The organism is Vibrio sp. (assembly GCF_984391705.1).
The window spans coordinates 198,600-212,376 of record NZ_CFHWOM010000004.1; the positions used below are offsets into that span (position 1 = coordinate 198,600).

Annotated in this window: 9 protein-coding genes and 1 pseudogene; 6 read left to right on the plus strand and 4 right to left on the minus strand. The window is 45.4% G+C overall.

The annotated features are described in order from the left end of the window. Positions 1-515: transketolase C-terminal domain-containing protein (locus AC4MRV_RS05490; protein ID WP_491186417.1), on the plus strand; the 515-nt coding region annotated here is incomplete at its 5' end. Beyond that, on the plus strand, positions 512-1,648 hold the full coding sequence (locus AC4MRV_RS05495; protein ID WP_491186418.1) for a dihydrolipoamide acetyltransferase family protein: 1,137 nt from the start codon (positions 512-514) through the stop codon (positions 1,646-1,648). The genes AC4MRV_RS05490 and AC4MRV_RS05495, both read left to right, overlap by 4 nt. 75 nt (positions 1,649-1,723) lie before the next feature. On the opposite strand, the gene AC4MRV_RS05500 is transcribed toward AC4MRV_RS05495, so the two are convergent. The 3 genes from AC4MRV_RS05500 to AC4MRV_RS05510 form a co-directional block, all read right to left on the minus strand. Continuing rightward, entirely contained in the window at positions 1,724-3,370 is a 1,647-nt protein-coding gene (locus AC4MRV_RS05500) for a methyl-accepting chemotaxis protein (RefSeq protein ID WP_491186419.1), read from the minus strand. A gap of 197 nt (positions 3,371-3,567) precedes the next feature. Continuing rightward, on the minus strand, positions 3,568-4,527 hold the full coding sequence (locus tag AC4MRV_RS05505) for an electron transfer flavoprotein subunit alpha/FixB family protein (RefSeq protein ID WP_491186420.1): 960 nt from the start codon (positions 4,525-4,527) through the stop codon (positions 3,568-3,570). Positions 4,528-4,539: 12 nt separating this feature from the next. Beyond that, positions 4,540-5,292 carry an electron transfer flavoprotein subunit beta/FixA family protein gene (locus AC4MRV_RS05510; protein WP_491186421.1) on the minus strand — a complete coding sequence of 251 codons (753 nt, stop codon included), beginning with the start codon at positions 5,290-5,292 and terminating at the stop codon, positions 4,540-4,542. 100 nt (positions 5,293-5,392) lie between these two features. Between AC4MRV_RS05510 and AC4MRV_RS05515 the strand changes: the two genes are divergently transcribed. Further along, a complete protein-coding gene (locus tag AC4MRV_RS05515; protein WP_491186422.1) occupies positions 5,393-7,051 on the plus strand; it encodes an electron transfer flavoprotein-ubiquinone oxidoreductase in 1,659 nt (552 codons plus the stop codon). On the opposite strand, the gene AC4MRV_RS05520 is transcribed toward AC4MRV_RS05515, so the two are convergent. Then, positions 7,041-9,617 carry a DUF294 nucleotidyltransferase-like domain-containing protein gene (locus AC4MRV_RS05520; RefSeq protein WP_491186423.1) on the minus strand — a complete coding sequence of 859 codons (2,577 nt, stop codon included), beginning with the start codon at positions 9,615-9,617 and terminating at the stop codon, positions 7,041-7,043. The two genes, AC4MRV_RS05515 and AC4MRV_RS05520, sit on opposite strands and share 11 nt — an antisense overlap. Positions 9,618-9,982: 365 nt before the next feature. Between AC4MRV_RS05520 and AC4MRV_RS05525 the strand changes: the two genes are divergently transcribed. The 3 genes and pseudogenes from AC4MRV_RS05525 to AC4MRV_RS05535 form a co-directional block, all read left to right on the plus strand. Continuing rightward, entirely contained in the window at positions 9,983-11,440 is a 1,458-nt protein-coding gene (locus tag AC4MRV_RS05525) for a DUF3360 family protein (protein WP_491186424.1), read from the plus strand. A gap of 338 nt (positions 11,441-11,778) precedes the next feature. Continuing rightward, on the plus strand, positions 11,779-13,011 hold the full coding sequence (locus AC4MRV_RS05530; RefSeq protein ID WP_491186425.1) for an L-lactate MFS transporter: 1,233 nt from the start codon (positions 11,779-11,781) through the stop codon (positions 13,009-13,011). Between the two features lie 95 nt (positions 13,012-13,106). Then, positions 13,107-13,777, plus strand: a pseudogene (locus AC4MRV_RS05535) (VRR-NUC domain-containing protein); the annotation flags it as partial.

The following is a 13,777-nucleotide window of genomic DNA, read 5'->3' on the forward strand; positions in this document are numbered from 1 at the left end:
TGTTGTTAGCGTCGATTCGCAGCAATGACCCAGTAATGTTTTTCGAACCCAAACGAATTTACCGCACGGTTAAATCAAACGTGGTAGACAATGGTGAAGCGCTTCCTCTTGACACCTGTTTTACTCTGCGCAAAGGCAGAGACATTACCCTCGTCACTTGGGGAGCATGTGTCGTTGAATCACTCCAAGCCGCGGATACCTTATCCAAGCAAGGAATCGAAGTAGAAGTTGTCGATCTCGCAAGCATCAAACCTATCGATATGAACACCATCTTAAAGTCACTCGATAAAACCGGTCGGCTTTTAGTTGTGCATGAAGCGAGTCGCAGCTGTGGCGTTGGTGCCGAAATCATTTCACGCGTCGCCGAAAAAGCAATGTGTACCTTAAAAGCACCACCCAAGCGCGTCACTGGTATGGACACCATCATGCCTTACTACCGAAATGAAGATTACTTTATGATTCAAGAACAAGACATCGTATTGGCGGCAAGAGAACTAGTGGAGGGATGGAAATGAAGAGTTTCTTATTACCCGATTTAGGAGAAGGGTTAGCTGAGTCAGAGATCATTGAGTGGCATGTTAAAGAGGGCGATAAGGTTGAAGTTGACCAAACCGTTTTAACCGTAGAAACAGCCAAAGCGGTAGTTGAAGTGCCTGCACCATACAGTGGAACCGTTGTGCGTCGTCATGGCAATGAAGGAGATGTCGTCAATATCGGCAGTTTACTGCTTGAAATCGAAGAGGTCTCGGCACAAAAATCTACTACCAAAGAGCAAAAACAGACCAGTGACGCCGCGACTGTTGTTGGCAATGTGTCTCAAAGTGCCCATCATGTCGACGTGGATGACTTCTGGATAGGAAATGATAGCAGTCACAACGATCATTCAAATGTCATTGCCATGCCATCAGCGCGGCTCCTTGCTAATAAACTGGGCGTCGACATTGATAAGGTGGAAGGTACTGGACAAGATGGCTTAATCACTGACGATGACATCTATCACGAAGCAGGAAGACAACAACCAGGCACTGAAGTCCTCAAAGGTGCGCGTCGAACCATGGTCTCAACCATGACCGAATCTCACCATAATGTTGCCTCTGTCACCATTACCGAAGAAGCCAGTTTAATTAACTGGAGTAAGGATGAAGATATCTCTACTCGGTTAATTGAAGCCGTGGTGTATGCCTGCCAAAAAGAGCCAGCACTAAACGCATGGTTTGACGCTGACACAATGACTCGTTGTGTACATAGTACAGTCAATATTGGGATCGCGGTGGATAGCGCCCATGGATTGTACGTCCCTGTTCTTCGCCATGCAGATACCTTTCAGCCAAACGACATACGCCAATGGCTAGATAACACCGTTAAAGGAATTCGAGAGCGTAAGATTGGTCGAGAACAGTTGCAACATGCGACCATTACACTCTCTAACTTTGGCGCGATTGCCGGGATTTATGCCACACCTGTGGTATCCCCTCCCCAAGTCGCGATCGTTGGCGCAGGGCGCATCATAGACAAACTTGCTTTAATAAAGAATCAACCTGTGATGGTAAAAGCCATGCCACTTTCCATTACCTTTGATCATAGAGCTTGTACCGGAGGAGAGGCAGCGCGCTTTACCAAAAAGTTAGTCGAGCACCTCGAAAGATAGCGAGGAACACCAAAGCGCCGAATCAGAGGATTCGGCGCTTTATCTTTAGTGGACCTACTCTTCGGCGAGTGAGTCTTAAATTTTAAAATTGCCGACTAGCCCATCTAACTGTTTAGACAAGTTCTTTAAGTGTTCACTGCTGGCGTTTAGTTGCTGTGCAACTTGAGCGGTTTCTCCGGTAAACTGATTGATTTCTTCAACATTACGATTGATTTCACCTACCACACTAGACTGCTCTTCAGTCGCGGTCGCCACTTGAATGTTTTGATCACTAATGTGAGTGATATGATGCTCAATCTGTTGCAAGGATTGATTCGCATTAGCGGCACTATCAACCACTAATAAACTCTGATCGCGACCATTAACCATTGCGCTTACCGCACGATTTGATTCACCTTGTAGTCTATCAATCACACCTTGAATTTCTTCTGTCGAGTCAGCAGAAAGGCTCGCTAGCTTACGAACTTCATCCGCTACCACTGCAAAACCTCTACCTTGCTCTCCTGCACGAGCAGCTTCAATGGCTGCGTTCAATGCGAGTAAATTGGTTTGCTCTGAAATACCGCGGATCGTGTCCAAGATCGAGCTGATGTCTTCTACTTGGCTAGCTAACGACGTCACCACATCACTTGCCTGCTCAAGCTCCTGTTTTAGCTCACTGATTTGTTCGCCGGCACTGCCAACGACTTGTGATCCAGATTGCGCCTGACTTGTCGCTTCTTTCGCAACTTCCGCTGCTTGCGCTGCATTGGTCGCAATTTCACTGACCGTTGCCCCTAATTGATGAATCGCTGTAGCGACTTGAGTGGTTCGGTCACGTTGATTAGTACAGTGCCCTTGCGTTAATCCCGCATGTTCTGAGACTTGTTGCGCCGTTACGGCAAGCTCCTTAGAGTTCATCGCCACTTCTTTGATTGACTCATGAACACGGCTTACAAAGACGTTAAAGCTTGTTGCGATGGAAGAGAGCTCGTCCTGCCCACCAAGCTCAACTCGTGTATCTAGCGCCATATTGTCCGCTGCGTTAGAGATAGAGTTTTGAAGGTGCGCAACTCTGCGTTTTAAGCTAACCACAGTTACAACCGAAATAATCAGTGAAACCAATAAGCCGACACCAATAATGGTGAACAGTTGCTGCTGTCCATTAGTGTAATCACTTTCACTTTGCGCATATTGCTCTTGAGCTTGAACCAACAATGTATCAAGAATCTTATTGGCGTGATTTTTTAGAACACCGTAAGTTTTAGCATATTTAGCTTTGTATATTTGACGGGCACTTTCTAAATCATTTTTTTCTAGTACAGCCAGCATTGGTGTCAGTTCTTCACGCACCATACGTTCAAACTCTTGAAGAAGTAGTGTCACTTCTTGCTTCAGCTCTGGGGTAGCCTGAGCTTCAACCGCATATTCAATGGCTTGGCGCATTTCAGGTATATCTTCTTCACGAGTTTCTTTCACCCGCGTCAGAACACCTTTCTTATCCCGCAACGAACTGTCTTGCAGAAGCATCATATCTATCCCGACGCGCATTCGAGGTATCCGCGATGCGACTTCCGCCATGGAGCGCATCGGTGCAGAGGTATTGAGAAATAGCTTCTCAGATTGAAGTTGAATACGTGACATACTGTTGAATCCAGTAATGCCGATGATAACTAAAGCCAAACATGGCAGCAGCACCGCAAAAATTAAGCGGCTTTGTAGGGTGAATTTATTGGCAAACATTGTCGTTCCTTCTTACAACTTTATTATTATTCTTACAATTTATACATTCGATAATAACGACATGCTTTGGTATGAGACACCTTTCTTAATGCTGTTTATAGTGTTAAATGATTTCTATGATTTTTATGTACAAAAGCCCCGCTACTCGACGCGTAGCGGGGCATAGAGAAAAATACTATTACGATAAGCGATTAATCCTATTTAGTTAGCTCTTGGTTTAGTTCTGGCAAGATCTCAAATAAATCACCCACTACCCCGTAATCTGCCACCTCAAAGATAGGCGCATCAGGATCACTGTTGATAGCCACTATGACCTTAGACTCCTTCATTCCCGCTATGTGCTGAATGGCGCCTGAAATACCAACTGCGATATACAGATCTGGAGCCACTATTTTGCCCGTTTGCCCAACTTGTAAATCATTCGACACGTAACCTGCGTCCACTGCAGCTCGTGATGCACCAATCGCCGCCCCCAACTTGTCCGCTAACTGTTCTACCAAGGCAAAGTTTTCTTTGCTGCCAACACCGCGTCCTCCCGAAACCACGACTTTCGCGGCGGTTAAATCCGGGCGTTCGGTTGCAGTCACTACTTGATCGAGAAACTCGGTATTGATTGAAGGAACATCTAAATCGATGGCCTCTACGTCCGCACTATAAGTGCTGTCAAATAGGGCTTTATCAAACGCGGACTCTCGAATAGTCATAACAAGAGTTGAGTCATTGGACTGTACTTTCGCCAATGCGTTGCCTGCGTATATTGGACGAACAACGGTATTCGACGCCTCTATCGATATCACATCAGATAGCTGCCCCACATCAAGCAGTGCCGCAATACTCGGCATTAGGTCTTTACCCAACGAACTCGATGTCATCAGAATGTGCGAGTAAGGCGTCGCTAGAGCGGCGATCATTGGCGCGAGTCGCTCACTCAATGGAACCTTCAATCTTGGGTCAGACACGACAATCACTTTATCCAATGACCTATACCCGACACAGGTTTGAACGAGCGAATCATTGATCTCACCAATCAACAACAAATGAATGGGAGCATCTTGTGTGTGTTTAGAAAGTTGAGATGCTGCCTCAATAGCGGATTGAGTGCTAGGGCTTAATTGTTCCCCAATGTGTTCAGCGAGTACTAAAATTTGATAGTTCATATTTATCCCCACCTACTCTATGACTTTCGCTTCATTACGTAGTTTATCGAGCAATTCAGCCACATCTGCAACTTTCACCCCTGCACTTCTGGCAGCCGGAGCCATAACTTCAACAACGGTTTGGGTATCGTTGACACCAACACCTAACTCTTCTGGGGTTGTAATTTCCATCGGCTTGCGTTTTGCTTTCATGATATTGGGCAAGGACGCGTATCGCGGCTCATTGAGACGAAGATCAGAACTGATCACGGCAGGCAATGCTAATTTAAGCCGTTCGAGCCCTCCGTCTACTTCTCTTTCCACTTCAGCATATCCACCATCAACCGAGATTTTGGAAGCAAATGTAGCTTGAGGCCGCTGTGTTATTGCAGCCAGCATTTGTGCCACTTGATTATTGTCTGTATCGATCGACTGTTTTCCTAACAGAACCAACCCAGGTTGCTCTTTGTCCATAAGTGCTTTCAGTGTTTTAGCCACCGCTAGAGGCTGACAAGGTTTCTCTACATTGACATGAATCGCTCGGTCAGCACCAAGTGCCAATGCAGATCTCAGCTGCTCTTGGCAAGCCTCATCACCTAGAGAAACAACCACCACTTCACTTGCCAAATCAGCTTCTTTCAAGCGTATGGCCTCTTCCACTGCAATTTCGCAAAATGGATTGATTGTCATCTTCACATTCACGTTCTCAACGCCACTGCCGTCTGCCTTCACGCGCACTTTAGTATATGGGTCAATCACACGTTTAATTGCTACAAGTACTTTCATAAAGCCTCCAGCTACAAGCACTAATTTGAGCTTAGTAAAGTTTACGTTTACGTCAACTATAACTATATTTATCAAAAGTCACTCACTAGGGTTGCTCAAGATGGAAAGAGAAAGCATGGAGTTTGATGTCGTTATCGTCGGCGCGGGACCAGCAGGACTCTCAGCGGCTTGTCGACTGGCTCAGTTGGCGCAAAGCCTGCCTGAACCTCTTTCCATTTGTGTGGTTGAGAAAGGCCCGGAAGTCGGTGCACATATTCTCTCTGGAGCGGTTTTCGAAACAACAGCGCTTGACGAACTGTTTCCTAATTGGCGAGAGCTCAAAGCGCCCGTAACGACTTCAGTATCTCAAGATGAGCTTCTTTATCTCACGTCCTCGCATAATAGTATGGTTATCCCAAGTTTCCTTACTCCACTTGCAATGCAAAACAGCACTAGCAACTGCGTCATTAGCTTAAGCAAATTGTGTCGTTGGCTCGCCCAGCAAGCTGAAAACCTTGGTATCGAGGTGTTTCCCGGCTTTCCCGCCAAAGAGATTTACTTTGATGATGAAGGCAAAGTGGCTGGCGTTATCACTGCCGATATGGGGCTGGATAAAAATGGTGAGCCCAAAAACACGTTTCAAGCCGGTATTATCCTCAAGGGCAAGCATACTCTATTTGCTGAAGGGGCCAGAGGTCATCTTGGTAAGGTGCTCAAAGACCGTTTTCAGCTTTCAGCTCAGACCCAACCTCAGCATTATGCGCTGGGAATAAAAGAGGTCTGGCAACTCCCGGATAATGACGAAAGGTATAAACCTGGCTTAGTTATACACTCAACGGGCTGGCCACTTAGCGAATCTGGCACTACCGGCGGCGGGTTTCTTTATCACTTGGAAGACAATCTACTGGCTGTCGGCTTGATTACTGATCTCAATTACAGCAACCCTTATGTTAGTCCTTTTGATGAGTTCCAAAGGCTCAAACACCACCCTCGGTTTTCACAGTACCTCAAAGACGCAGAGCGCATAGCTTATGGCGCACGAGCGATTGCCAAAGGTGGACTACACTCACTGCCTAAACAACAGTTCCCAGGGGGGTTGCTCATTGGTTGTGATGCAGGAACTCTCAATGCCGCGAAGATTAAAGGCTGTCACACGGCGATGAAGTCTGGGCTGCTTGCTGCCGAAGCGACATTTAAAGCATTACAGAGCAACCGAATCGAGGCAGATTACCAAAGTGAGTTTGCCAACTCTTGGCTATATAAAGAGCTTAACCAACATCGCAACTTCCCTGGAAACGTCCATCGCTTTGGTTCTCTGCTTGGAGGAGCGCTGTCATTATTTGAACAAAACATATGGCATCGATTAACAAACGGAAAGTCCGGGTGGGATATCAAAGATCCTCAAGCCGATTACTCGACCCTTCGAAATATTTCGCGTTGTCAGCCAATCAATTACCCCAAACCGGATGGCAAGATTAGCTTTGATAAAACGTCGTCTGTTTATCTATCTTCCACGTTTCATGAGGAAAACCAACCTTGCCATTTACGACTTGAAGATGAGCGGATTCCAATTACGCAGAATTTGCCGTTGTTCGACGAGCCTAGTCAACGCTACTGCCCGGCCGGCGTTTATGAAGTGCTCAACGAGGACGGGGAATACACGCTCCAAATAAACGCAGCAAATTGTTTACACTGCAAAACCTGTGACATCAAGGACCCAACACAGAACATCAACTGGGTGCCACCAGAAGGCGGTGGACCCAATTACACTACAATGTGACGCTATTTGGTGTGAAGTCTTGCTCTACCTTGTGATGAAACATAGACACCCGGTCCAGAACATTGGTCAGATTATTCTGTTCAAGAACGGTCAAATCATTCACTAATAGCATGTCGTTTATTTGTCTTAAGTCACTGTATTCAATAATTTGATTCATAAAGCGAAGATGCCAGATATGGTCAAAGATATACACCATTTCTCGGTAGGTTTTGGCGTCAATTTCTTGTGCAGCATGCAGCGCTTTTAAGCGTTCAATGGTGTTACTTTCCCGTATGTCGTATTTCAATGCATATAAGCGACAGAATATTTCCATCGGTCTTAAACACTGCTTAAGGTGAATCACCTGGCGCCCTTCATTGAGTTCAGTAATTAGTTGCCCATCACTATCAAGGGGAATCGCATGACTCAAACAATTTTGCGCGTATACGCCTAAAAACTCGGGGTTCTTCTTTAACTGCTCTTGAATATGGGCTTGAATCCCATCCGCTAACTTCGCGTCGCCAAATGTTGAGCGGATATCGAAGAAAACGTTCAACTCCAAGATCCCTTCTGGCGTTGCTTCTTCTATCCAATGAGTGAAGTTATTGTGCCACTCCTTTTCACTCAAGCACCATTGATGGTTAGAGGCCATGATTAAGCCATCACAATAGCTGTATCCGGCTTGATTCAACATCGCGCATACCTTTTCCGCCAAATGGAGGAAATAACGTCGTGTCGCTTTGAGGTCTTGCTCATCAGGGGTTTCAAAGACTATTGCGTTATCTTGGTCAGAGAAAAGCGTCATATCGTGGCGCGCATTGCTGCCAAACGAAAGGAACGAGAAAGGTACAGGAGGTTGGCCAATTTCTTCAATAGTTAACTCGATAAAACGACAGATCGCCGCGTCATAAGTACTTCCGATCAATCTTCTTAAGTGGTCAGGACGAGTACCAGACGCAATCATCTCACGGATTAAGTCGGTCAATCGATTGAGTGATTCAATCACATGAGAGTGGCTTTCACCTTGTTCAATATCGGCAACGATACTGTCGTTTGTTTTATGATGCGCCGAACTTGGTGTAACGGAATGAAAACTCGCACCATACACTTTACGTACAATTGGTCGAAACGAAATAACGTGCCCCAATTTCTCCGATAAAAATATACGCGATGTACTCAAGATAATGTCGATTTCTCGCCCACTTTTCGTGACGATTTGCGCTTCAAATTCAGCTGGCTCAGCTTCATGATTAAAGAGCTGCAATAAGTGTTGTAGAACACGTTCATTTTGCTCAGCCGGAGAGAACAACTCTTGCCAAATAGTCTGAGACTTTAGCTCCGTGTCAGTATAACCAAGCAGTTGATGTAATCGCGTATTGGAAAAGACAATTTTCCCATCAGCTTCCAGTATGTAGCCTTCATTGGATGACTCCACCAAAGCTTTATAGCGGTTTTTCGCTTCGTACAAAGCGACTTCTGCACGTAGTTTTCGTTTATCAATCGCTTTTGATTGAGCGATGACGTACAGCATGATCAAAGCCAACCCGAGCGTGATCGCGACAAAGACCCGATATAGGGTGCTTTCAAGGCGATCGATTTCTTGTTGAACATCCTCTAGATAAACGCCTGTGCCAACAATCCACTGCCACTCTTCGACACCTTCAACATAGGTCATTTTAGGTGCCGTAATCGTCGCGTCATCTTTCCACTGCCAGAGATATTCTAGATACCCTTCGTGAGAAGTTTCGACTAACTTCGTCAACTCGACGAAAATAGGAAATTCAGAGCTTTTTTCGTTTTCATAGTAATGAGTTAAATCTTGATTGGTTAAGTCACTTCGATACGGGTGCATTATCATGCGTGGGTGCATGTCCGTGATGAAGAAGTAATCTTTGTTCTCTGGCCCATACCTCATTGATTTAATATCAAGAGCCGCCTTGCGTTGCGCTTCGTCTAACGTTAATACACCCTCTCCCTCCATGGTGACATAACGGTCGACAACGCTCACTGCCGTTGAGGTTAACTCCTTTAGCATCTGCTGTTTTTGACCAACCATCGAGTCTTCAACTAATGGCAGAATCAAATAAATTATTGTCGTGACAAATAGAATGATGGCGCTAATCGTTGGTAAAACTATTCTTAACCCAAAACGACTGAGCGGTGAATCTTGTTCACTTCTCGCGGCATTTAATCCATTAAAATAGTCCGCTAACTCCGTCTCATCCAGCACATCACCTAGCTGGTTGTCATGACTGGTGTCGTGATATTTAGCTGTGAACGAGCCATTTTCAAAGTCTGCTCGCGTAGGCAGGTATCCGTGATAATCATCACGAACATGCGTTTCTAACACGTCTTTGATCTGTTGAGCAGTATACTTATCGCCAAACTCCTGAATCGCTTCTGCCAACGCTTCTTTACAATGTCGGAAGCGTCGGTGTGAGTAAGGGTCAAACTCCAGTTCTTTAGCCATTGTTTCGCAATGACCTTGCCCGTTGTAGTCAAAAAAGCCATCAATCCAACGGTGAATGTCTTCAGCCCTAATCCCGTATAACTGTTCCGTTCTATCTGCGTGTTCAGAAATTTTCATTACTATTTAGTCATTTCCTTGCATATTGATAAATAAATCAAAAATGTGTTGTGCGTAGCATTTTTGTGACGAAGCAATCATCAAGCCGATGTCATCGGAGCCTTTTTTAATCGAAATCAATAATGAACCAATACCTCTTTCCTAGTATGAGGCCAATGTTTTGACTCGATTTTTGACAAGATGCCCAAGAGTTGTCTTGTTTTCATCAACGAAGTGATTCTATGTTTTTCCCGCCTTTTCAATTAGATAAGGCTCTTGGTAGCGTCTGGGATGTCGTCTCGTACTGATCGAAGGTCAGTATACCAAGTGTAAGAGGAATGCTAATTGACATGGTTCAACTTCGTCTCAATACAAAGGAAGACGAAATGTCTAACAAGAGTAAAACCTTTTATAGGGATATGCGTAAAAAAGCGCATGAATTTGAGAGCCGCGAAGAGTTTCTCAACCATGATTTAAAAATCATGAACTTCCGCCGTTGGGGTATTCATTTACCCTCACGTGACTACAGTGTAGAACTTGAAGATTTAGTGCCAGCGCTCGCGGCAACAATCGGTAAAGTGGTCATGGTGACCGCAATGGTTGCGGTATTTGCAGCACAATTTGGCTTATCTCCAGAATTCGTTGCAGAAAACGTTCGATATGAGCTACTGATAGCCGGTGCTCTGTTTGTTATTCTTTTCTCAGCAATTTTAAACCCTAACTCTAACCTTGCGGGCACTCACGGCCCGATGATTCCATTAATACCCTTAATTGCTGCAGCGGGCGGACACCCGTTGGCTTTGGGTATCATGGTGTGTATGTTCGGCTTTATCCTCGCGTATACCAAGGGCGGTTCTAAGCTAATGACGCTCACTGGCGTCGGCGTCCGGGGCGGTCTTCTTATCTATTTAGGCGCTGTCGGCCTGATTGGTCAAATCAATAAAACCGAGGCTTGGGCAGCAAGCACTGATCAAGGCTACATCTCGTTCGCGGTAATCGGTGTGACTCTAGCCGTTTATGCCTACCTGGCTAAAATCAACAAACGTTGGCTAGCAATCCCACTGTGTTCTCTCATTGCGGGTATCGTCGCTTATGTGTTGGGCGCAGAGTTTGCCTTTACGACCGAGCCAGGACTTCCACACTTTAGTCCATTCTACTGGTGGGGCGAAGACACAGGTTGGCAGCTAGGCTGGCCTAATCTAGAACACTTCATTGCAGTAACACCATTTGCTTTATTAGCAGTAGCAATGTGGTCTCCTGATTATCTGGGCCACCGAGTGTTCCAAGAGCTGAACTACCCTAAAGAAGCAAAAGGCGTACTAATGGACGTTGATGACACTATGATGGTGGCTTCTATTCGCCAAGGTATCGGTTCTTTCCTTGGTGGTGGTAACCTAGCGTCTTCTTGGGGTACTTACATGATCCCAGCAGCTATCGCTAAGCGCCCGATTCCAGGTGGTGCACTTCTAACCGGCATAATGTGTATTGCCGCAGCCGTCATTGGTTATCCAATGGATCTTGCAATGTGGGAACCTGTTCTGCGTGTTGCATTGATCGTAGGTGTTTTCTTGCCACTGCTAGAGGCTGGTATGCAAATGATTCACAAGCACAAAGATTCGCTAAGTGCTGGTATTTGTATCTTCGCTTGTGCCTTCGTTAACCCAGTATTTGGTTGGGCAACCACTATGCTTCTCGATAACATGGGGCTAATTGGTGATCATGAACGTGCAAAAGAGCTATCAGCGAAAGATAAATACCTGATCCCCGGTGTAGCATTCGTTATTTGTGTTGGCTCACTTGCGATTGTGGGTCAATTGCCAGGAATCCCTGCACTAATTGGTTAAAACATAACGGGTAAACCCGAACAATTGATAAGCGTAGGTCGTTTCGGCCTGCGCTTTTTTTATACGCTATCGACTCAAAATCAGACTGTACAAAAATCATCCACACACCATAAGTTTTTCCCACTCTTCTACTCATCAAATCTATCAATGGAAATCGTTTTCGATACAAAAAATCAACAATATTTGAAAAATATTCAATTTGGTTGAAAAAGAGATTCCAATCACATTTTATTTGGTTATAATTCGCGCCCATTGCGCTTTACGTTGATAAACGCAAACTTAATTTGAATAAATAGACTGTTAACCCATCCTCAAATCGAGGACAACCGAGAAATAAAATGAGCAAGATTGATAAAGCAATGCGCATCCTGCTAGCAGGTTTCTGTATCAACCTTTGTCTTGGCATCCTGTATGCTTGGAGTGTATTCAACAAAGCGCTAGTTACTGAGTCAGGCTGGAGTGCAGCTGAAGCATCGGCACCTTACGCTACTGCAACGATTACCTTCTCTATCTGTCTTCTTGTTGCGGGCATTCTTCAAGACCGTATGGGTCCACGTTTGATCCTTATCCTTGGCACTGTTCTAACAGGTCTAGGTATGATCGCATCTAGCTTTGTTAGCTCGCCAATGATGCTGAACATCACATTTGGTGTGATCACTGGTGCAGGTATCGGTTTTGGTTATGCATGTCTTTCTCCTTCTGCGATGAAGTGGTTCCACTCTTCGAAGAAAGGTATGGTTAACGGCATCATCGCAGCAGGTTTCGGTCTAGCAGCTATCTACCTAGCTCCTGTGACATCTGCGCTGATCGACAGCATGGGCATCCAAACAAGCTTCCTAGTTCTTGGTGTTGGCATCCTTGCTATCGCTGTTCCGCTAGCAGCAACAATCAACAACCCACCAGCGGATTACACGCCAGCTGAACCTAAAGTAAAAGAAGGTCAAGCACCTAAGGCTGTTAAAAAGTCTGACGACCTAACGTGGAAAGCAATGCTTAAAACGCCACAGTTTTACTCTCTATGGATCATGTACGCGTTCGCCGCTTCTGTTGGCTTGATGATTATTGGTAACATCACAACTATCGCAAGCGTTCAAGCGAACCTACCAAACGCGGTTTACCTAGCGTCTATCCTTGCAGTATTTAACTCAGGCGGTCGTGTTGCAGCTGGTATGCTTGCAGACAAGATCGGTGGCGTACGTACTCTTCTTCTAGCGTTCGTTCTACAGGGCATCAACATGGTTCTGTTTGCAACATTCAAAACTGAGTTCACGCTAATCATCGGTACAGCAATCGCAGCAGTAGGTTACGGTACGCTTCTAGCTGTATTCCCTACTCTAACGGCTGAATTCTACGGTCTGAAGAACTACGGTACTAACTACGGCGTGCTATACACAGCATGGGGTATCGGTGGTGCAATCGGTGCAGCTGTTGTTGGTTTCTCAATGACTAACGGTGACGGTTACACGCTTGCTTACACTATCTCGGCGGCAATGATGGCGGTATGTATCGTACTAGCGTTCATCACTAAGCCACTGACTGAAGCGAAAGTAGCGCAACTGAAAAACGCTTAATCGCCAGTCCAGTTCTATTTATCTAATAGATCTGCAGAAATTGATTCGAAAAAGGCTTAACCTATGGGTTAAGCCTTTTTTATTGTTAGTTGGTTATGGAAAACACCGTCGAACTCGCGCCAGATTACTATCTCGATAACTTCTTTAAACTCACTCAGCACGCTACAGAATGGTACAGCGACTTACTTTGCTCAGATGAGCACCAATGGCTATCCGCATTTGAGAGCTTGAACAAACCCGCACAGTGCCTTCTTGTTCGCCTATACAGCCGTAAAGGTTGCTGGTTTCGCAGCGACAAACTCAACTATCAAGAAATCGAGAATATCCAGTCTGCTTTGGATGAACTGGCAGCTCATGACTTTGTCTCGCTCTCCCCTGACCTAACAACGCAAGAGTTAGCAGCGAATCTACTGACTAAGCCAGAGATTGTCACGCTCTATCCTGAGCATCCTAAATCCCTCAAGAAAGAGGCGTTAGTGGCATGCCTGAGTCAAGAGCGTTTCGAGCTATTTGAAGCTCTGGATTTCACGGTGATTAAGCTTAACTCCGCACACATGATTGATGTTTTGCTGACGCTGTTTTTTGCTAATACCCATCAAGACCTCAGCCAGTTCGTGCTCGATGATTTAGGCTTACACCAATTCGAACAATACCAGTTAAGTAAAGCGCGTCGATTCTTCGAGAGTAGAGAGCAAATCGATCGCCTTATTGAACTCAGCCAACTCTCCAACCTTTATTGGCAATGCGACAGAAAACAAAAAGCGAA

Excerpts from the sequence above, each read along its gene's own strand:
- AC4MRV_RS05495 (WP_491186418.1), top strand. The coding sequence starts at position 512 with ATGAAGAGTTTCTTATTACCCGATTTAGGAGAAGGGTTAGCTGAGTCA.
- AC4MRV_RS05500 (WP_491186419.1), bottom strand. The coding sequence starts at position 3,370 with ATGTTTGCCAATAAATTCACCCTACAAAGCCGCTTAATTTTTGCGGTG.
- AC4MRV_RS05505 (WP_491186420.1), bottom strand. The coding sequence starts at position 4,527 with ATGAACTATCAAATTTTAGTACTCGCTGAACACATTGGGGAACAATTA.
- AC4MRV_RS05510 (WP_491186421.1), bottom strand. The coding sequence starts at position 5,292 with ATGAAAGTACTTGTAGCAATTAAACGTGTGATTGACCCATATACTAAA.
- AC4MRV_RS05515 (WP_491186422.1), top strand. The coding sequence starts at position 5,393 with ATGGAAAGAGAAAGCATGGAGTTTGATGTCGTTATCGTCGGCGCGGGA.
- AC4MRV_RS05520 (WP_491186423.1), bottom strand. The coding sequence starts at position 9,617 with ATGAAAATTTCTGAACACGCAGATAGAACGGAACAGTTATACGGGATT.
- AC4MRV_RS05525 (WP_491186424.1), top strand. The coding sequence starts at position 9,983 with ATGTCTAACAAGAGTAAAACCTTTTATAGGGATATGCGTAAAAAAGCG.
- AC4MRV_RS05530 (WP_491186425.1), top strand. The coding sequence starts at position 11,779 with ATGAGCAAGATTGATAAAGCAATGCGCATCCTGCTAGCAGGTTTCTGT.